The 20922-nt window shown below is 35.8% G+C and carries 17 protein-coding genes; 2 read left to right on the top strand and 15 right to left on the bottom strand.

From position 1 onward, the window contains the following. Window positions 1–36 precede the first annotated feature (36 nt). The 12 genes from ACFQ1K_RS10330 to ACFQ1K_RS10275 all read right to left on the bottom strand — a co-directional run bounded on the left by ACFQ1K_RS10330 (window position 37) and on the right by ACFQ1K_RS10275 (window position 11221). Window positions 37–1317 (bottom strand): DUF5686 family protein, encoded by a 1281-nt coding sequence (locus ACFQ1K_RS10330; RefSeq protein ID WP_320554664.1) that lies wholly within the window; start codon window positions 1315–1317, stop codon window positions 37–39. 102 nt (window positions 1318–1419) lie between these two features. Next, on the bottom strand, window positions 1420–1974 hold the full coding sequence (gene frr, locus ACFQ1K_RS10325) for a ribosome recycling factor (RefSeq protein ID WP_320554663.1): 555 nt from the start codon (window positions 1972–1974) through the stop codon (window positions 1420–1422). Window positions 1975–2019: 45 nt separating this feature from the next. After that, entirely contained in the window at window positions 2020–2727 is a 708-nt protein-coding gene (pyrH, locus tag ACFQ1K_RS10320) for a UMP kinase (protein ID WP_320554662.1), read from the bottom strand. Between the two features lie 213 nt (window positions 2728–2940). After that, window positions 2941–3915: a translation elongation factor Ts gene (gene tsf / locus ACFQ1K_RS10315; protein ID WP_320554661.1), complete on the bottom strand. Its 975-nt coding sequence runs from the start codon at window positions 3913–3915 to the stop codon at window positions 2941–2943. 86 nt (window positions 3916–4001) lie between these two features. Further along, complete coding sequence (gene rpsB, locus ACFQ1K_RS10310) at window positions 4002–4772, bottom strand: 30S ribosomal protein S2 (protein WP_320554660.1); 771 nt, start codon at window positions 4770–4772, stop codon at window positions 4002–4004. A 212-nt stretch (window positions 4773–4984) separates the two neighbouring features. Beyond that, window positions 4985–5371 (bottom strand): 30S ribosomal protein S9, encoded by a 387-nt coding sequence (gene rpsI / locus ACFQ1K_RS10305; RefSeq protein WP_320554659.1) that lies wholly within the window; start codon window positions 5369–5371, stop codon window positions 4985–4987. Further along, window positions 5371–5826 (bottom strand): 50S ribosomal protein L13, encoded by a 456-nt coding sequence (rplM, locus tag ACFQ1K_RS10300; protein ID WP_320554658.1) that lies wholly within the window; start codon window positions 5824–5826, stop codon window positions 5371–5373. Before rplM ends, rpsI begins: the two co-directional genes overlap by 1 nt. A 160-nt stretch (window positions 5827–5986) precedes the next feature. Then, window positions 5987–6421 carry a universal stress protein gene (locus tag ACFQ1K_RS10295; RefSeq protein ID WP_320554657.1) on the bottom strand — a complete coding sequence of 145 codons (435 nt, stop codon included), beginning with the start codon at window positions 6419–6421 and terminating at the stop codon, window positions 5987–5989. A gap of 76 nt (window positions 6422–6497) precedes the next feature. After that, window positions 6498–7457 (bottom strand): L-threonylcarbamoyladenylate synthase, encoded by a 960-nt coding sequence (locus ACFQ1K_RS10290; RefSeq protein ID WP_320554656.1) that lies wholly within the window; start codon window positions 7455–7457, stop codon window positions 6498–6500. A gap of 138 nt (window positions 7458–7595) precedes the next feature. Beyond that, complete coding sequence (locus ACFQ1K_RS10285) at window positions 7596–7949, bottom strand: hypothetical protein (protein ID WP_320554655.1); 354 nt, start codon at window positions 7947–7949, stop codon at window positions 7596–7598. A 38-nt stretch (window positions 7950–7987) separates the two neighbouring features. Further along, window positions 7988–10843 carry a DNA polymerase I gene (gene polA / locus ACFQ1K_RS10280; protein WP_320554654.1) on the bottom strand — a complete coding sequence of 952 codons (2856 nt, stop codon included), beginning with the start codon at window positions 10841–10843 and terminating at the stop codon, window positions 7988–7990. Window positions 10844–10960: 117 nt separating this feature from the next. Beyond that, window positions 10961–11221, bottom strand: coding sequence for a hypothetical protein (locus ACFQ1K_RS10275; RefSeq protein WP_320554653.1), 261 nt, complete (start codon window positions 11219–11221; stop codon window positions 10961–10963). Window positions 11222–11482: 261 nt separating this feature from the next. Here ACFQ1K_RS10275 and ACFQ1K_RS10270 point away from each other — a divergent pair, with 261 nt between their 5' ends. After that, complete coding sequence (locus ACFQ1K_RS10270) at window positions 11483–12907, top strand: aldehyde dehydrogenase family protein (protein ID WP_320554652.1); 1425 nt, start codon at window positions 11483–11485, stop codon at window positions 12905–12907. Here ACFQ1K_RS10270 and ACFQ1K_RS10265 read toward each other — a convergent pair. The 3 genes from ACFQ1K_RS10265 to ACFQ1K_RS10255 are packed head-to-tail and all read right to left on the bottom strand — an operon-like array spanning window position 12904 to window position 18565. Next, window positions 12904–13911 (bottom strand): isoaspartyl peptidase/L-asparaginase family protein, encoded by a 1008-nt coding sequence (locus ACFQ1K_RS10265; RefSeq protein ID WP_320554651.1) that lies wholly within the window; start codon window positions 13909–13911, stop codon window positions 12904–12906. The genes ACFQ1K_RS10270 and ACFQ1K_RS10265 overlap by 4 nt on opposite strands. Before the next feature lie 10 nt (window positions 13912–13921). Beyond that, window positions 13922–15592 (bottom strand): MFS transporter, encoded by a 1671-nt coding sequence (locus ACFQ1K_RS10260; RefSeq protein ID WP_320554650.1) that lies wholly within the window; start codon window positions 15590–15592, stop codon window positions 13922–13924. A gap of 21 nt (window positions 15593–15613) precedes the next feature. Next, window positions 15614–18565, bottom strand: a complete 2952-nt coding sequence (locus ACFQ1K_RS10255; RefSeq protein ID WP_320554649.1) for a GH92 family glycosyl hydrolase — start codon at window positions 18563–18565, stop codon at window positions 15614–15616. Window positions 18566–18605: 40 nt separating this feature from the next. Here ACFQ1K_RS10255 and ACFQ1K_RS10250 point away from each other — a divergent pair, with 40 nt between their 5' ends. Continuing rightward, on the top strand, window positions 18606–20921 hold the full coding sequence (locus tag ACFQ1K_RS10250; RefSeq protein WP_320554648.1) for a beta-N-acetylhexosaminidase: 2316 nt from the start codon (window positions 18606–18608) through the stop codon (window positions 20919–20921). The last annotated feature ends 1 nt before the right edge of the window (window position 20922 follow it).

The raw sequence follows: 20922 nt of genomic DNA, 5'->3' as shown, positions 1-20922 counted from the left end.
GCCCTTTCATTTACTGGAAGGGCTTTTTTATTTTTATTAAAGCGAAATATTAAAAGTAAACTTAAAGGCAATATTATCCTCAAAATTTGGCAGATGGTATGCGCCATAGCGGTAAGCAAAACTCAATCCAAAACCAAGCAGTAACTTATTAATTTCAAAACCAGACTCAGAATAAAGGTGGTTAAGCCTATTAAATGTAATGCCCTGATGTCTGCTAATACTTTTCATATCCCCCAGGGCATACCTTGATATAAGGACCAGTTGTGGTTTGAAGCGCTCAGAAATCTTAAAAGGTCTAAAAAAGTGTTTCAGTTGTAAGGTAGAGAATTTATCACTAAAAAACTCATTGAAATACATAGTTTCAAAACTATTTAGACCAGCTACAGAAAAACGTTGTAATATGGTTTCTTTGGTGATGTTATTTGGGTAGGCATGGTATAAATGTGTTAGTGGGGTCTCACCACCAGCTATTCCAGCCACTAAGGTCATAGTTGTTTTTGCATCATTGCTGTGTTCAAATTGCTGAATGGTTCTAAAATCTAATTTTGAAAAGTTAAAATCACTACCAAAAACAGATTTAAAACCTTGAGTCACCTGCAAAGTAAATTTTGGAAAACCATCTTTGGTCACAACTACCTTGTCTCCATTGACTTCAAATTTGCTAAAAGGACTCCATTGTAAGCTTAATTTGGCAGTGCTTATATCGAATGTGTTGTAAGACTCATCATCCAAGACAAAATTATAGTTATAGGTTGGATTAATTTTACTTGTAGAAAATTGCGTTTCGGACAGTAAATGATTGGAGACTTTGTGCTGAACACTGATAGCCTTTGTAATATGCCGATGAAAAAGATTGATGTTTAAAAGTCGAGGTTCAAAAAAGGTAAAGAAGCGTTTGTCCGTTAGAAATGTAGAACTTCCAGTTTCTCTTAAGTCATCAGTATAAGACAAATTAATCCATGTGTTCGACGCTTTATTTACTCTAATACCTCCACCTATACTATACTTGTAGCGTTTATCTTTAAAACCATAAACAGCATAACCATTTACTCTGTAGCGCTCAGAAAATAGATCGTTTGTGATACCTCCTAATCCTGTCCTAAAGCCTTCATACTGGTTAAATTTAATAAGGTATCTTAAGTCAAGATCAAAGAAACCTATTGGTAAGTAGCCATTGCCAATATTTTTGAGAAATTCAGCGTTTTTAATGGAATCCCTTGCTATTTCTATAGAATCCTGTGCTTTAGAAACAGGATTTTGGGCCAAGCTGTATGTTGCAAGACTAATAAGAAAAATCGCAATATAACGCTTTAGCATGCAAATGGATTAATATTTAAAGCAGCATAAATTCTGTTTTCCGTTACCGAAAATCAACTCACACAATGCGGCTCTAGCACAATAAATTTATAGCCTGTGAACTTAAACAGTCATAATTTCACTTTCCTTAACATCAAGGATTTTATCTATTTTCTTAACGTATGAATCTGTAAGTTCTTGTACGTCTATCTCAGCATTTTTTTGTAGATCTTCAGAAACATCCGATTTTTTAATGTCGTTCATGGCATCTTTACGCGCATTTCTAACACCAATTTTAGCATCTTCAGCTTCTGCTTTAGCTTGTTTTGCTAATTCTTTTCTTCGCTCTTCAGTTAATGGTGGGACATTGATAATGATCATCTCGCCATTATTCATAGGATTAAAACCTAGATTGGCAAGCATAATACCACGCTCAATTTCTTGAAGCATGCTTTTTTCCCATGGTTGTACTGAAATGGTTCGACCATCAGGAGTATTAACGTTAGCAACTTGATTTAATGGTGTCTGAGAACCATAATAATCTACCATAACACTTCCCAACATTGCAGGACTAGCTTTTCCAGCTCTAATATTAACGAGTTGCTTTTCTAAATGCTTTATAGCACTATCCATTGCTTCTTTAGCGGTGTCTATTATAAATTCAATGTCTTCGTTCATAATGTTAAAATTTTAATTGTGAGTTATCAAAAGTTAAGCCAAATATTACAAGTTGACTTCGGTTCCAACGGTCTCACCAGAAACTACTTTTAATAAGTTTCCTTTTTTATTCATATCAAAAACAATAATCGGTAACTTATTTTCCTGACTTAATGTAAACGCTGTGGTATCCATAACCTTTAATCCTTTTCTCAACACGTCATCAAACGTAATTTGGTCAAATTTGACAGCAGAACTATCCTTTTCAGGATCTGCAGTATAGATACCATCTACACGAGTTCCTTTTAAAATGACATCAGCTTCAATTTCAATGGCTCTCAATACAGCAGCAGAATCAGTTGTAAAATAAGGGTTACCGGTTCCACCACCAAAAATAACCACACGACCTTTTTCTAAATGGCGCATTGCTTTACGTCTAATAAAAGGCTCAGCAACTTCATTTATTTTGATAGCTGTTTGAAGTCTGGTTGGAATACCAGCATCTTCTAAAGCACTTTGCAATGCTAATCCGTTAATTACAGTAGCCAACATACCCATATGGTCTCCTTGTACACGATCCATCCCATTGCTCGCACCAGCAACACCTCTAAAGATGTTCCCGCCACCAATAACAATTGCCACTTCTACGCCTAAATCTGTAATAACTTTTATGTCCTGAGCATATTCTGCTAAGCGTTGTGGGTCTATGCCATATTGACGGTCTCCCATTAGGGCTTCACCAGATAATTTTAGTAAAATTCTTTTGTATTTCATCAGATAGTTTCTGTTGCTTTTTTATGGTCTAATGTAATTTGCCAAGTTATACTACTTAAAATTAAGAATAGTAACGTGGCGCATTTCATGGTTAATTTGAAAGTTGAACAAAGCTACATAATTATTAGCATCTGTAAAAGAGAAAAAAATGTCAAAAAAAAAGCCTCTCAGGTAATGAAAGGCTCTTTAGTTTTATTTGTTTTGAATAGATAATTATCCAACAGTTGCACGTTTAAAACCAGTAACTTCAACATCACCAAATGTTTTAACGTATTCTGCAACGGTTTTCTTTTCATCTTTAATGAACTTTTGATCTAATAAACATTGTTCTTGATCTAAAGTTGTGTTGTCAGAAATAAAACGTTCCATTTTACCTGGTAAAATTCTATCCCAAATTTGCTCTGGCTTACCTTCAGCTTTTAATTCAGCTTTAGCATCTTCTTCAGCTTGGGCTAATACTTCAGGAGTTAATTGTGCCATAGAAATGTATTTAGGAACATTCTTTAACGTTTTTCCTAAACGTTCTAATTCTTCGTTGTCTTTTTTAATAGCGGCTATACGCGCTTCGGTTTCTGATGCAACATAAGCAGGATCAAAATCTTTATATGATAAGGTTGTCGCACCCATAGAAGCAACTTGCATAGCAAGGTCCTTAACTAAGGTGTCAGCGTTATCCACATTAGCAGATAAACCTACTAAAGCAGCAATTTTATTGATGTGAACATATTGTCCTACGAAAGGTGCTTCAAGCTTTTCGAAAGCAGTAATATCTAATTTTTCACCAATAACACCAGTTTGTTCAACTAATTTATCAGCAACAGTCATTCCACCAAAATCAGAAGCTAAAAACTCTTCTTTAGTATTGAAATTTAATGCTGCTTCAGCTAAATCGTTAGCAAGTTTTACAAAGTTTTCATTTTTACCAACAAAGTCTGTTTCACAGCCTAAAACTATGGCTACACCAGCAGTATTATCTGCATTTATTTTGGCAACAGCAGCACCTTCTGAAGAGTCTCTATCTGCTCTTTTTTCTGCAACTTTTTGTCCTTTTTTACGTAATACTTCAATGGCTTTATCAAAATCACCACCTGCTTCAACTAAAGCTTTTTTACAATCCATCATACCAGCACCAGTCGCTTGTCTTAACTTGTTTACTTCTGCCGCTGTTATTTTTACAGTATTTTCCATGATTTTTAATTTAAAAAAAAGTCGAATAAATCTATTTTCTGCAAAGAAACGAATTAAACGACTTTTATATATGTTCTAAATGTTATTTATTCTTCTTCTTCCTTTGCTTCGGTAGCTTTCGCTGCTTTCTTGGTTTTACCTTTTTCACCGTCCTTTTCAGCACGATCTGCTTTGCGCTCTTCTAAACCGTCTTGAATTGCAGACGATACAATTGACAATATCTTATTAATAGATTTTGATGCATCGTCATTTGAAGGAATCACATAATCTACCTGACGTGGGTCAGAGTTGGTATCTACCATTGCAAAGATTGGAATGTTCAATTTTTGAGCTTCTTTAATTGCAATGTGCTCACGCATTATATCTACTACAAATAAGGCTCCTGGCAAACGAGTCATATCAGAAATAGAACCTAAGTTCTTTTCTAATTTAGCACGCTGACGGTCTATTTGTAGCTTTTCTCTTTTTGATAAGGACTCAAAAGTACCGTCTTTTTTCATACGATCAATTGAAGACATTTTCTTAACAGCCTTACGGATAGTTACAAAGTTAGTAAGCATTCCACCTGGCCAACGCTCTGTAATATAAGGTTGGTTTACGGCACCAGCTTTTTCAGCAACGATGTCTTTAGCTTGTTTTTTAGTAGCTACAAATAAGATTTTTTTACCTGATGCAGCAATTTTGCTCAATGCAGCACAAGTTTCCTCTATTTTAGCAGCTGTTTTGTAAAGGTTAATAATGTGAATTCCGTTACGCTCCATGTAGATATAAGGAGCCATGTTTGGATTCCATTTACGGGTCAGGTGACCAAAGTGTACACCTGCGTCTAGTAGTTCTTTTACTTCTACTTTTTCCATTTTTGTAATAGTTTACGTTCTGTTGAATTAGCAATGATTAAGTGGTTGTATTTATTCGCCTTAACCATTTAGATGCTAAACTAAACTTTGACGTTTTACCGTCATAAGCAACAATAACTGGGTTAAAATTTGCCGCACTCTGCGACGTTTTCAATTAAATAAAATAATTCAGAACTTGATATATCAAGTCCTGAATTAAGTGTTGTTGGATATTAACGTTTAGAGAACTGGAATTTCTTACGCGCTTTCTTCTGACCGAATTTCTTACGCTCTACCATTCTTGGATCTCTTGTTAATAGACCTTCTGGCTTTAATATTGCTCTGTTTTCAGCATCAACTTCGCACATTGCACGAGATAATGCTAAACGTATAGCTTCCGCCTGGCCGGTGATACCACCTCCATATACGTTAACAGTAATATCAAAGTTGCCATCATTGTTAGTCATGACTAAAGGTTGGTTTACTTTATACTGTAAAGGACCAGTAGTAAAATAATCCGTCATGTCTTTTTTGTTCACCGTAATGTTACCTTTTCCTTTGGCAACGTATACACGGGCAACAGCCGTCTTTCTACGGCCAATTTTGTGAATTACTTCCATTAGTTAAATTCGTTTAAATTAATTGTTTTTGGTTTTTGAGCCTCGTGAGCGTGCTCAGCACCAGCAACAACAGTTAGATTACGGAATAGTTGCGCTCCTAATTTGTTTTTAGGCAACATTCCTTTTACTGATTTTTCTACTAACCTGGTTGGGTCTTTCTGAAACATTTCAGTAGCCGATAGACTTCTTTGTCCACCTGGATAACCTGTGTGACGGATGTAACTTTTATCTGTCCACTTGTTACCAGTTAAGTTGATTTTTTCCGCGTTTATAACAATAACGTTATCACCGCAATCAACATGTGGAGTAAAATTAGGCTTGTGCTTACCTCTTAAAAGTTTTGCTACTTTTGAAGCAAGACGACCTAAAGTTTGTCCATCAGCATCGACCAATACCCACTCCTTGTTAACGGTAGCTTTGTTAGCAGAAACTGTTTTGTAGCTTAATGTATCCACACTAATTTGATTTATAACCACGCCAAAAGCGTGATAGATTAAACATTTTCTCTTTTAAAAAAGAGTTTGCAAATCTACGATAACTTATTGGAATGGCAAACCTAAACTAAAGGTTTTTTTAGCTGAAAATCAGAGGTCTTATACTTTTAAGAAAAAAATATTAAACTATTGGAACTACTAGAATTGGTGTGTTCGATTTTTTTATCAGATTTTTAGATACACTTCCAAATAAGGCTCTATAAAAAAAGCCATGTTCCTCATGTCCTATAATGACGAGATCAATGTTTAGCTTTTCGATTTTCTTAAGAATGGATTCTACAGTTGCACCCTGAATTAGTAAGGCCTCGGAATCGACACCTTTTTGAACTAAATCATTCGCTAGTTCTTGAATTTTTTGATGATCTGATTTTAATTTGTCAGCCCTATTATCTCTTATAAATTGCGGACCAGCATCATAACCAACAAAATCTGGATCTGGAGATGAAACATGTATGAGCCAAACTTTTGAATTAAACTTTTCGCCTATTTCAATAGCTTTATCTAAAAGTAAACTTTCGTTGCCGCTTAGATCTATAGGAAGTAAAATATTTTTCATCAGAATAGAATTTGAATGTTGCCTTTAAAGCACCCATTAATTTAAGTATTTTTTTTATTCTAATGAATGATGTATATCAGCTTTTGGTCGCTCTAAAAAGTCGGTCGTTTATAGATTTTCCTAATCCATAATCAGGAAGCTGTTCTGCAATGATGATATCTAAATTTTGCAGGTCTAATTGATGTAAGGCATCATATAGCTTTGAAGCCGCTTCTTCTAGATTCTTTGATTCTGATAAGACAATTTTAAAATCAATAGCGTCATCGTTTAAAATGTCATTATAAGTTAATAGACCAATTCGTAAGCCTTTATAATCTTCAAGGGTTTCTGTTAGATGACTGGTAAGTACTGTTTTGGTTTTAGGGGCGTAATGGCGTTCTAACATCCCAGGTGCCTCTGGAGCTGCTTCTTTTTTGTTTTTAATTTCAACTTTACCAACAACAGCCTCTAAATCCTCAATTGATGTAGAACCAAGTCTGTAGACAATGGACTCACCATTTTCAAATCCAATAATGGTTGATTCAATTCCTTTTTGACAAGGACCACCATCTAGCACCATTTTAATTTCATTTTTAAAATAACCTTCAACATGTTGAGCTGTGGTTGGGCTTATACGATTAAAAGGATTGGCGCTTGGTGCTGCCAATGGAAAATCCAATTTACTCAATAGCTCTAATGTCATTGGATGATTTGGAATACGTACCGCAACAGTAGTTTTACCTGCGGTTATCAAATCGGGTATAGTAGGTTTCTTTTTTAATACTAATGTAATTGGTCCAGGCCAAAATGCATTAGCTAAACGTCTTGCTTTCTCAGGAACCTCTGCAACAATAGCTTCTAAATAGTCTATGTTGGGAATATGAACAATAAGTGGATTAAAAAGTGGGCGCTTTTTGGTTTTAAAAATAGCGTTTATGGCTTTTTTAGAATATATATTTCCGGCCAACCCATAAACTGTTTCGGTTGGAATGGCTACCAGCTCTTCATTATTTAAAAGCGTAATAGCTTTTGATATGTCTTTTGAAATAATAGACATGCTATTTTCTAAAGTTTTGGCAAAAATACCTTTCTTTCTTTAGATTTGAATAAAGATGTTAGAATTATCTCAATGCTTGTTTTGACTGCAAATGGATTTAAATTTAGTTCTAAATCCTTTTAAAGGAAAAGAATAACTCTAGTATGCTTTGGCTTTTTCAAAACTCACTTTAGCCTTAGTTGGCTTTTCACTATCAAAATAAAGTTCATAAGCTTTTAGTAGAATTACTTTCTTCGTTTCATTAGGATTCACAACAATTTCTTTTATAATAGAAGCCTCTTTTTGAACACGAATTGAAAATGAATTTGCTCCAATATTTTCTACAATAGCAAAACTATTTACATCAGCATAAGGATTTTTAGCAGCGTCTTGACCAACTCCTTTCCCAGTGATACACATGGATTGAGAGTTACCTAATTCAATAATTTCTTGGCCAAAAACAACGGTTGAAAAGGCCATTACAAGTAAAGTGGTAAGGAATAATTTTTTCATAATTGGGGAATTTTTATGTTAAGATACGATAATTTATGTTAGTGTGCCTCTAACCAGTTAGCACCAAGGCCAATTTCTACATCTAACGGAACCGAGAGTTGATACGCATTTTCCATTTCGGTTTTAATGAGGGTTTTCATGTCATTAAGTTCGGGTTTGTAAATGTCAAAAACCAATTCGTCGTGCACTTGCAGAAGCATCTTAGACTTAAAATTTCCGTTTTGTAGCTGGTCATGAATCTTAATCATTGCAATTTTTATAATATCGGCAGCACTTCCTTGTATTGGTGCATTAACGGCATTACGTTCTGCAGCACCACGAACTACGGCATTTCTGGAGTTAATGTCTTTTAAGTAACGACGTCTGCCTAAAACGGTTTGCACATAGCCATGATCTCGTGCAAAATCAACTTGCTTACTGATGTAGTTTTTTAACTTAGGATAGGTTTCATAATAGGTGTCGATTAACTCCTTGGCTTCACTCCGTGATAAATCGGTTTGGTTGCTTAACCCAAAAGCCGAAACTCCATAAATAATACCAAAATTAACTGTTTTGGCATTGCTACGTTGTTCTCTAGTCACTTCAGAAATAGGTACATTAAATACCCTTGAAGCTGTTGAAGCATGAATATCCTCACCGTTTTTAAAGGCTTCAATCATAGTTTCTTCCTCGCTTAATGCTGCAATAATTCTTAGCTCTATTTGGCTATAATCAGCAGCTAAAAGCGTAAAATCTTCATTACGAGGAATAAATGCCTTTCTTACTTGGCGACCACGTTCAGTTCGAATTGGAATATTTTGCAAATTAGGATTGTTACTGCTTAGGCGACCCGTTGCCGCTACAGTTTGCATATAGTCTGTATGAACATGACCTGTTGAAGGTTCTACTTGGTTAGGAAGGGCATCTACGTAGGTGCTTTTCAGTTTACTGAGTCCTCGGTAATCCAAAATGTTCTGAATAATTTCGTGGTCTTTGGCCAAGTAGCTTAACACATCTTCTGCGGTTGAGTATTGTCCGGTTTTTGTCTTTTTGGGTTTATCTACCAGTTTTAGCTTTTCAAATAGAATAACACCCAGCTGTTTTGGTGATGCGATATTAAATTCCTCACCGGCGGTGTCATAAATTTTCTTTTCAAGATTTGTGATATCAGCATCCAATTGTTTGGATAATGATGCTAAAAAATCTTTGTCCAGATTTATGCCTTCCAGTTCCATTGCAGCTAGAACGCGCAGCAGAGGGATTTCTATGTCGTCAAATAATTTTTGGGTATTAGCCTCACCGAGTTCTTTTTCAAAATGTTCTTTAAGCTGTAGTGTGATATCAGCATCTTCGACTGCATATTCTGTTTGCTTTTCTATAGGAACCTCTCGCATGGAGAGTTGATTCTTTCCCTTTTTACCGATCAATTCGGTAATCGAAATAGGAGTGTAGTTAAGGTAGGTTTCGGCCAATACATCCATGTTATGGCGCATATCGGGATTGATCAAATAATGCGCTAACATGGTATCGAAGAGTTTGCCTTTTACCTCAATGTTGTATTTGGCTAAAACTTTAATATCATATTTTAAATTCTGACCAATTTTTTCAATGTTTTCGCTTTCAAAAAATGGACGTAACTTTTCAATCAGTTCCTGAGCCTCATCTCTATTTTCAGGAAATGGTAAATAATAACCCTTGCCAGCTTCCCACGAAAACGCAATGCCTACAAGCTCCGCTTGTAATGGGTTAAGGCTTGTGGTTTCGGTGTCAAAACATACCGAAGTTTGCATCATCAAATTCTCAATAAATAATTTGGTTGCCATTCCTGTGGCAATGCTTTGGTAAAAATGAGATGAGGTTTCGGCAGTCTTTCGGGTATATTCTGCAGCTGTTTCTGAGCTAGATGTATCACCACCAAATAAAGAGAATTGTCCTGCTCCAGCCGAGGTACTTGATTTTTTAGGGGTTTTGGTTGAATTTAAATTGGAATCCTGAGAGGATTGGATATTTTCTGGACTAGATGTTTCTCCTGAGGCAAAGGTTTTTAAGAAATTCTCAGTGAGTCTTCTAAACTCTAACTCCTGGAAAATTTGTTTCACCTTTTCAATATCAGGATGGTCTAATTCAAAATCCTTTGCATCAAATTCAACAGGAACGTCAAGCATAATTCTAGCTAACTCTTTTGAGAGTCTTCCGAGTTCGGCATTGGCTTCAACTTTTTCTTTCATTTTTCCTTTGAGCTCATGGGTATTGGCTAAAAGACCTTCCATACTGCCAAACTGGTTGATGAATTTTTTTGCCGTTTTTTCACCAACACCAGGTAGACCAGGGATATTATCTGATGAATCTCCCATCATTCCTAAAAAATCTATAACTTGTTCGGGTCTTTCTACTTCGAATTTCTTTTGTACTTCAGCGATTCCCCACGTTTCGTAACCACCACCAAACGATTTTGGGCGATACATAAAAATATTTTCTGTAACTAACTGTGCAAAATCCTTATCTGGCGTTACCATGAAAACTTTGTAACCCTCTTTTTCAGCTTGTCTGGATAGTGTTCCAATAACATCATCGGCTTCAAAACCTTCTTTTACCATGATAGGAATATGCATGGCTTTCAAGATATCATGAATGTATGGTATGGCGGTTCTTATGCCCTCTGGTGTTTCATCTCTGTTAGCTTTATACTCTTCGTACATTTCTACCCTATCTACACTGCCACCTTTGTCAAAACAAACCGCTAGATGATCTGGTCTTTCACGTTTAATGACATCCAAAAGTGAATTCATAAAGCCCATAATCGCCGAGGTATCTTCACCTTTAGAATTGATTCTCGGATTTTTTATAAAGGCATAGTATCCTCTGAATATTAATGCATAAGCATCAACTAAAAAGAGACGTTTTTGTTCTGACATTACTTAGAATTTTGAAGTCTATAAAACTACAAAACTTAAGCTTTGAAATAAAGTAATGCCCAAACAAAAAAGCCGAAACACATGTTTCGGCTCTTTTTATGGTTAATAGCAAATTGATTAGCAAAGCTTTACTGTCTTTACTTTTATCTGAAGACTTTTTCTATAAGCTTTTATACTTATAATTTCATTACTTTTCTTGTGGTTCATTCTTAAAACTTTTGCCTTAGCTTTAGCAGATATAGTAGTCTTGCTAGCTTCAGGTTTTTCAGATTTAATGGTTTCAACTAATTCAGTATCCATATTGCTTACAACATCCTGCTGGGCAAATCCCGCAAAGGACATTGTTATAAAAGCTAATATGACTAAATATTTTTTCATTGTTATTAAACCGTTTTGTTTTAATTTCGATTCAAAGAAACATAGGTTTTATGGTTTCTTGTGAAATTTTTGGACGAAACAAGACGATAATTAGATAACTGACATTTGTGAGTCAAAAACATCGACGAAATGCACAAAATGAGCTTGCAGCCCTTTAAAACCGTTGTTTTTATTGTCTAAAATTGTTGGTTTTCAGACCAATATTGATGCTTTACAGATATCATCGACGAAATGCATTGTCATAAATCGCTTTAAAAAATTATGAGTAGTAACCTAACCGATCTTAGCAAAAATCCATATTATCCATTGTTTTTAAAACAACAAACTTATCAGCTCAATATGGGTTATACACCCTTTGAACAAAGGATAAAACACTTGAATAATCTCAAAAAGGCAGTTGAAGTAACTTACCGAGAAAAGATAATTGATGCACTATATAAGGATTTAAATAAGCCAAAAGTAGAATCAGAGCTTACAGAGATTTATCAAATAATAAGCGAAATTAAATATGCTAAATCTAACTTGCGTCAATGGATGCGTAGGCAAAAGGTAGACACACCCCTGTCTATGTTTGGATCTAGCTCTTATTACATTTATGAGCCAAAGGGTGTTTGTTTAATTGTTTCCCCATGGAACTTTCCTTTCAATTTAACCTTTGGCCCTTTAGTATCAGCACTGGCAGCTGGTAATTCGGTTATGATAAAACCTTCAGAAATGACGCCAAATTCTTCCGCATTAATGGCAGAAATTGTAAAAGCTATTTTCACTGAGGATGTAGTTGCCCTAATTGAAGGTGAAGTAGAGACTTCTACCCAATTATTGCAATTGCCATTTCATCATATCTTTTTTACGGGCTCACCAAACATTGGGAAAATTGTGATGTCTGCAGCAGCGAAACATTTAGCCTCAGTGACGTTAGAGTTAGGAGGAAAATCACCAACAGTAATAGATCAAACAGCTAATATAGATAAAGCCGCAAAACGCATAGTTTGGGGAAAGTTTATGAATGCAGGACAAATATGCGTGTCACCAGATTACATATTAATTGATGAATCCGTTAAGGACAAGTTTGTAGAAGCATGTTTGAAATGGATAGACCACTATTATAGTGAAGAACCACAAATGTCAGAGTCCTATGCTCGGATAGTAACCCAAAAGCATTTTCAACGTTTAAAATCCCATTTGGATAATGCCAAAAGTCTTGATGCTAAAATAATTGTTGGTGGAGATGTAGAGGCAGAGACAAAATATATAGCACCTACATTAGTGACCGAGCTTAAAGAAGGAGCTACATTATTAAAGGAAGAAATATTTGGACCCATCCTACCAATTGTAACCTATAAGTCATTAGAGGAAGCAATAAACTACATCAATAATAAAGAACGACCTTTAGCCTTATACATATACAGTAAGAGTAAAAGAAACACAAAACAGATTATTAAAAATACGAGGGCAGGTGGCACCTGTATTAATAGTAATGTGATACATTATGCCAACCATAATTTACCTTTTGGAGGTGTTAATAATAGCGGTATTGGTAAAAGCCACGGTTTTTATGGCTTTAAAGCTTTTAGTAACCAACGGGCTGTAGTAAAACAACACACCTTTGGTATCAATGAATTGCTTTTTCCACCATATACCAATTTTAAAGAAAAGTTAGCAAGATTGACTATAAAGTGGTTCTAGGATTTCACGTAGTAGTCAGACTGAATTTGCTCATTATTCCCATCTTGAAACTTGGTCATGCTAAACCATTGGTGAATGGAATAACTTCCTGTTTCTCCTTTTTTATTTACCGCAATATAGCCTACTTGGAAATTTTTATAATCACTATTGGGTTTATTTACTATTCTACTAATGGCTTCTTCACAAGCTTGTTGAGGTGATTTGCCCTGGCGCATTAATTCTACCACCAAAAAACTACCTACAGTTTTTACGACTTCTTCGCCAAGCCCTGTGGCTACACAGCCACCTATTTCATTATCTACAAACAGACCTGAACCAATAATTGGTGAATCCCCAACACGCCCTTGCATTTTGTATGCCAAACCACTTGTGGTACAAGCGCCAGATATATCACCATTTTTGTCAATAGCTAGCATACCAATGGTATCATGATTTTCAATATTGATTATGGGTTTGTATTCACTTTTTATTTTCCATTCTTCCCAAGCTTCTTTTGAAGACTCAGTAAGCAAATTTTCTTCTTGAAAGCCTTTGGAAATAGCAAATTGTTTGGCACCTTCGCCAGCCAACATAACGTGAGGTGTATCCTCCATAACCTTTCTGGCTACTGAAACCGCATGTGTAATATTTTGAAGGTAAACAACCGAGCCACAATTACCGTGTTTGTCCATAATACATGCATCTAAAGTAACATTACCATCTCTATCGGGTAACCCGCCCTTACCTACAGAACTATTTTTAATATCAGCTTCTTCAACCATGCAACCTTGTTCTACAGCATCTAATGCATTACCACCTGATTGTAAAACTTCCATTGCCCTTGCTGTGGCATTTTTAACGTCCCAAGTGGCAATGACCAATGGTAATTTCACTTCAACTGTTGAATTAGCTGATATTGTAGCATTTTCTTTTGGATTGGAATCGGCACAATTGTTAAGAGAATTCCCAATAGCTAATCCTGCACTTGTTAACGCAGCGTTTTTTATAAAATTTCTTCTTTTCAAAATCTAAGATTTAATATTCAACACCTTGTTTGTCTAAAACAGTTTTTGTTCTAAATGCATAAAATAAGAGATATACAAAACAGACCACTGCAATCCAATAAGATGATTGGATGCTAAAGACATCGGCTAATTTTCCTTGTACAGGTGGAATAATAGCACCACCTAATATCATCATAATCAAGAAAGCAGAACCTTGGGATGTATATTTTCCTAAGCCAGCGATGCTTAAAGTAAAAATACATGGCCACATTATTGAGCAGAATAAACCACCTGATAAAAAGGCAAATAAGGCAACATTGCCTGAAGCAAACAAACCAATAAGCATGGCAATTACCCCTAATAAACTAAAAATTTTCAAGGTTTGAACAGGATTGTCCTTTGCCAAGAAAAAGCCTCCAATTTGAACCGCGATACAAACGGCGAAAAATAAAATTTCATCAGAACTAAAACTGTATTTTATGGAATTAACTAGTACAATTACTCCAAAGGCGACGTAAGGTACAATAATCAGCAATGCCTTTTTCAGGCCTTTACTTGGGTTAAAAACCGTAATGGCACCAACCCAACGACCAATCATTAATCCTCCCCAATATAATGAAATGTAAGAGCCTAATTGAGAGTCATTCAAAACCGGAAGACCTAGTGCATTTAATCCAGAATTTTCAAATTCTTGTTTTAGAAGTTCACCCAGATTACTACCAACAGTAACTTCGACACCGACGTATGTAAAGATGGCCAGCATACCTAAGACTAATTGTGGATATTTCATCGCTCCCCAACCTTCAGGCTTTTTAGTTGCACTAGAGTTTGCTTTTACTACAGCGGCAATTACAGCAAGAAGTGCAATGAATAAAACTATTAGTCTTGTGTGCTCAAGTTCTTCATTGGTTGTGGAGTCGCCAGAATAGGTACTAAAAATATAGCCAAAGCAGCCAACAATGACGAGTGTTAAAATAATTAGTAGATTTCTAGCTTTATTTGCCGGTTCAAAAGCTGTTTCAGATTTTAACGCTGGTAATTTCTTTGAGAAATAAAATAAGGCTGCAGCTACTAAAAATAGAGCTCCAACGCCTAAATACAATTGTTGAACTGTCATCAACGTAATTTCATTATTGGCAATCATCGAGGCTAATTCATCTGTACTCCAACTTGCTGAACCAAAAATGACCAAGCTTACCACAACAGGACCTATTGTAGTTCCGAAGGAATTAATACCACCTGCTAAATTCAGACGATGCGACCCTGTTTTTGGGTCGCCAAGTGCAATAGCGAAAGGGTTGGCAGCAGTTTGTTGAAGCGAAAACCCCAAGGCGACTATAAAATAAGCAACCAGTACAAGATAAAATACTCCGGTTTGTCCTTGTTCGGCGCCTGCTGTAACTGGATACATAACAAAGGCTCCAATGGCAGAGAGCAACAAACCGTATATGATACCATTTTTATAGCCCCAATTGTTCATAATATCTTTTTTGATAGAGCCAGAAAGAATAAATAATAGTAAAGCCCCTATGTAATAGGCACCATAAAAGGCAAAATCTACCAATTGCGACTGAAATTGGTCTATATTAAAATAGGTCTTGCAAAAGGGGATAAACACACTATTAGATGCTGCAATAAAGCCCCAGAAAAAGAATACAGTAACTAAGGTTGCTAAAGCCGATTTGTTGTTTTGATTGCTCATATAATTGTTAGTTAGTTTTAGTTATTTTATCGAAATTTCATCAGCAAAAATCCAGCTTCTGCCGTCCATTGGGTAGCCCAAATGCCATTCTGGTAGTTCGCCTAGTTTCTTTGCGATGATTTTTACGTATTTATATTCCGTTATTGGAATTATAAACTCTACAGTTTTGATTTCAATTTCACTGTTCCTATCCTCAGCATTTATTTTCTGAGAAGGTAAAGCCCTGTAGTTCTTACCATCTTTTGACACCAAGCATTGCACTTCAGTTGGGTAAAAAATCCACGCACCTTGGTCTTGTAGAAAATTTACTGAAACGAGGTTAATAGGTTTCAGTCTTCCCAAATCTACAGTGGCCACCAAATCCGTATCATGATAACCTTGCCAGCTTCCTGTTCTGTAGTTTTTGGTGCTTCTAATACCATCAATCAATGCATCATTTCCACCTGCGGAATATTGATTAGCGAATTCACTTTCAAGTATGATGCTTAAGTTCGGGTCGATTTTATAGAAAGGTGTCGTTAGAATTGGACTTTTTAAATTCCCTTTTACTGAATATAATTTCACTTTTGTGTCTTCTGTTAGACTGAAAGGCGTTTTGTAAAGTTGAAAATCTTCATCATTAATCGCATAAAAAATCTTCGCATCTTTTTCTGACGTATTCAAAACAACTTTAGTAGAATCCCTAAAAGTGATATTTCCCCTTTCAATAATTGGTGACGGTAAAATAATATAGTCTTTGATTTCGGTTTTTGGTTCTTGGCCCTCTCGACTTCCCCAAACAGCAGGATTATCTGTCATGTCAAACACAAGTGTACCACCATTTATGATTTCTTGATGCGTTAAATACGTTCGGTTTAATTTTTTACCATTAAGGTAGACGTATTCTACATAGATATTGGTGTCATTAAGATGATTAGCAACAATTGTAAATGTGTTATCGTTTTCTAAATGAATAGTTGCTTTGTCAAAAAGCGGTGCACCAATGATATACTGATTTGATCCTGGTGTTACAGAGTAAAATCCCATTGAACTTAACACGTACCAAGCACTCATTTGTCCGCAGTCTTCATTTCCTGAAACACCATCTGGATTGTTTTTATAGAGCGTGGTTAAAATTTGATGAACTTTTTCTTGGGTTTTGTGTGGCTTGTTTACAAAATTGTAGAGATAGGCCATGTGATGACTAGGCTCATTGCCGTGCGCGTACTGCCCAATTAAACCTGTGATGTCAGCTTGGTTTCTACCGGAAGTTTCTGCTTTGGCAGTGAACAACTCATCGAGTTGCGTTTCCAAAAGTTCTTTCCCACCAAGTAAATCCATAAAACCTGATATATCCTGAGGAACATAAAAACTGTATTGCCAAGCGTTAGCTTCAGTATAATTAAAGTTGACTTCGTAAGGATCAAACGGTGAAAACCACGTATTCCTAAAACGACCTCGCATAAATTTAGTGCTTGGATCAAACACATTTTTGTAGTACTGCGCACGTTGAATGTAGGTTTTGTAATCTTCGTTTTTATTCATCACTTTTGCCATCTGAGCAATCGTCCAATCATCGTAAGCATATTCTAAGGTTTTTGAAACTGATTCGCTTTCTTCATCAACAGGTATAAAACCGTATTTTTTGTACGCTTCTAATCCAAACTTATCTCGTGTCGCCGAATGTTTCATGGCTTCAAAAGCCTTTTCGGTATCGTAGCCTCTAATCCCTTTTAAATACGCATCGGCAATGACAGGTACAGCATGATAGCCTATCATACAGTCAGTGTAATTGCCTGATAAATCCCACATGGGCATAATACCACCTTCATCGTATTTTGTCAAGAACGTATTGATGAAATCATTGGTTTTCTCTTGTTCTATGATTGTGTAAAGGGGGTGAGCTGCTCTATACGTATCCCAAAGTGAAAAAACTGTGTAATAATCGAAATCCTTAGTTTGGTGAATTTCTAAATCCATACCTCTATAACGTCCATCAACATCCTTGTAAATATTCGGTGCAATCATAGTATGGTAAAGCGCAGAGTAAAAATTGGTTTTTTTGTCTAAATCATCACTTTCAATAACGATTTTTTCCAACTGAGATTCCCAGGCCCGTTGTACTTCTTGCTTTACGGTTTCGAAATCTTTGTTTAAAACTTCGGCTTCAAGATTCTTATAAGCACCAACTTCATCAACAGCAGAAATACCTGTTTTGATTAAGATTGGTTCATTGTTTGGATTTTCAAATTGAATGATGGCTTTTTTACTTTCAAATTTGTAGTTTTTGCTCACTGCTGTACCATCACCATCATGATAAACAATGTCCTTTATTGAGTGTGAAAACCTAAGATGATAAAACAAACGTTGGTCTTTTGCCCAAGCTGAAGAAAGCCTATAACCATTGATCTCAGTAGCATTGAGCTTATTAATCTTGTGACCTAAGAGTTTGTCACGGTGCTCTAAATCTAAAACCACATACTGGTTTTCAGCGGATGGAAATTGATACTTATGAATCCCACTACGTTTAGAAACTGTTAATTCAACATCAATATTGGTTGAATCTAAATGTACTTTATAATAGCCGGGTTCAGCACTTTCATTAGCATGCGAAAAATGAGCGCGGTATCCCTTTTTTCCATTGTAACCATTATTGAAATTAATGGCATTGGTTGGCATTAAAAGGACATCGCCATAATCGCTAATGCCGGTGCCACTGAGGTGTGTATGCGAAAATCCGTAGATGTATTCATCACTGTAATGATAACCAGAGCAACCGTCCCAACCCTCTAAACGTGTATCTGGACTCAATTGCATCATACCAAAAGGCATCGTTGCACCAGGATAGGTATGACCGTGGCCACCAGTACCAATAAATGTATTTACGTAGGAGATTAGCGGTTGGTCTTTTTTAGCCGTTTTTATGGAAGACGATTCTTTACAGCCAAAAATAGAAATGAGAACAATTAAAACTAAGGTTGGTTTAATAGGCATCAAAAAAGATTAGTAATTTTAATGCATCTAATATACTAAAATGCACATCAAGAAATTAATTGCACTTTTCATTTTATTATTGGTACTTGTAAATTGTAAGGATAGTTCAATTCAAACTATTCAGCCCCAGATTATTCCAATTCCAGAAGTTGTAGAATTGTCTGATTCATTTTTTACTATCAACAACAGCACAGGAATAGCATATGATAATAGCTTTAAAGTTAGTCCTCAATTCCTAAAGGATTTTATTAAAAGCGGAAGTCGCATAAATCTAAAAGATGGAAAGGAAATTCAGTTTATACGAGATGAAAATTTAGGACTTGAAGCTTATGTTTTGACGGTTTCAAAAGAAGGAATTACAATCAAAGCGTCAACAGACCAAGGTGCATTTTACGGGGTACAAACCTTACGTCAATTAATGCCAGTTGGTTTGGAGAATGGTACGTTTTCTGGAAAAGAAATTTCAGTTGAAGCATTGACAGTGAAGGATGAACCTCAATTTTTGTATCGTGGTATACATTTGGATGTTGCAAGACATATGTTTTCTGTGGAATTCATTAAAAAATATATCGATGCTTTAGCAATGTTGAAGATGAATACCTTTCATTGGCATCTCACAGACGACCAAGGTTGGCGTATTGAGATTAAGAAATATCCAAGATTGCAGGAAGTTTCGGCATACAGAAACGCAACTCTGGTTGGACATTACAGCGACCAGCCACATCAGTTTGATGGAAAGCGTTATGGTGGTTATTATACACAAGAAGAAGTCAAGGATATTGTTCAGTATGCAAAAGAGCGTTTCGTTACCGTTATTCCAGAAATAGAAATGCCAGGACACGCACAGGCTGCCATTGCTGCTTATCCAGAATTAGGTTGTAAAGATGAACCTGTAGAAGTTGCCACTAAATGGGGTGTTTTTGAAGAGATTTACTGTCCAAATCCAAAAACCTTTGCCTTTTTAGAAGGTGTTTTGGATGAGGTCCTAGATTTGTTTCCGAGTAAATACATTCATATTGGTGGAGATGAAGCTCCAAAAACACGTTGGAAAAATTGTGAGCATTGCCAAGCCTTGATTAATAAAGAAGGCTTAAAGGACGAGCACCATTTGCAAAGCTATTTCATTACCAAAATGGAAGCGTATCTTAACTCAAAAGGAAGACAAATTATTGGTTGGGACGAGATTTTAGAAGGTGGTTTAGCTCCTAATGCAACCGTAATGTCTTGGCGAGGTACAAGTGGAGCAGTTGAAGCAGCAAGGTTAGGACATAATGTGGTAATGACACCAACATCGCATTGTTATTTTGATTATTATCAATCCGAGAATGATAATGAACCTCTGGCTATTGGTGGTTTTTTACCATTAGAAAAAGTATATGGTTTTAACCCAATTCCCGAAGAATTATCAACAGAAGAATCAAAATATGTTTTGGGTGCCCAAGGCAATATTTGGACGGAGTATATCCCAACAGAAAAGCATCTTGAATATATGGCTTTCCCAAGAATGTTAGCTTTGAGCGAAGTGGTTTGGTCAAATCCTAAAAACAAGAATTACAAAGATTTTGTATCACGGTCAGAAAACTTTCACCAACGTTTAGATGCTTTAGATATTAATTATGCCAACCATCTTTATGAGATTGAAGGTGATATGATCTTTGATAAAGGAAAATCGTACTACGAATTAAAAACCTTGACTCAAGGCAAAAACATTCGGTATACTTTAGATGGAAAAGGGCCTACCATAAATTCAAAAGTTTATGAGTCTAAAATTCCAATTACTGAAAGTTCAACAATCAAAGCAGCTGTGTTTAATGATGAAAAACAATTAGGTAAAATCTTTACACAAAACATTAATTACCATAAAGCTATTGGTGCAAAAATCACTATTGATAAGCAGCCTCATAAAGCATATTCTGGTAGTGGTGCCAAGGGACTAATAAATGGAATTTTAGGAAGCGATACACGTTACGGGGATAAAGAATGGTTAGGGTTTTGGGGAGAAGATATTGAGATAACTATTGACTTTGAACAGCCTACAAAGATAAATTCAATCGAAACAAGATTTTATGATTCACAAGGACAGTGGATTTATGCGCCTACGGTATATGAATATTTGATTTTGCAAGAGCCAAATGAGTTTTTGCAAGATACAACGTTTGTTTTAGGCTTACCTAAGATGGCAAAGGAACCTAGATTTAAGTTGTTAAATAATAAATTCAGTAAAATGGAGACAGGTTTATACGATGAAACCATAAAGATAATTATAAGAATTCCTAATTACGGCACAATTCCAGAAGGCAAACAAGGTGCTGGCAATAAGGCTTGGACCTTTATTGATGAAATCATTATAAATTAAT

This window comes from Winogradskyella aquimaris (genome assembly GCF_042676105.1).
In the GTDB taxonomy this organism is placed as follows: domain Bacteria; phylum Bacteroidota; class Bacteroidia; order Flavobacteriales; family Flavobacteriaceae; genus Winogradskyella; species Winogradskyella aquimaris.
The sequence above is the reverse complement of the archived record's forward strand: the minus strand, read 5'-3'. Positions and strand labels throughout refer to the sequence as shown.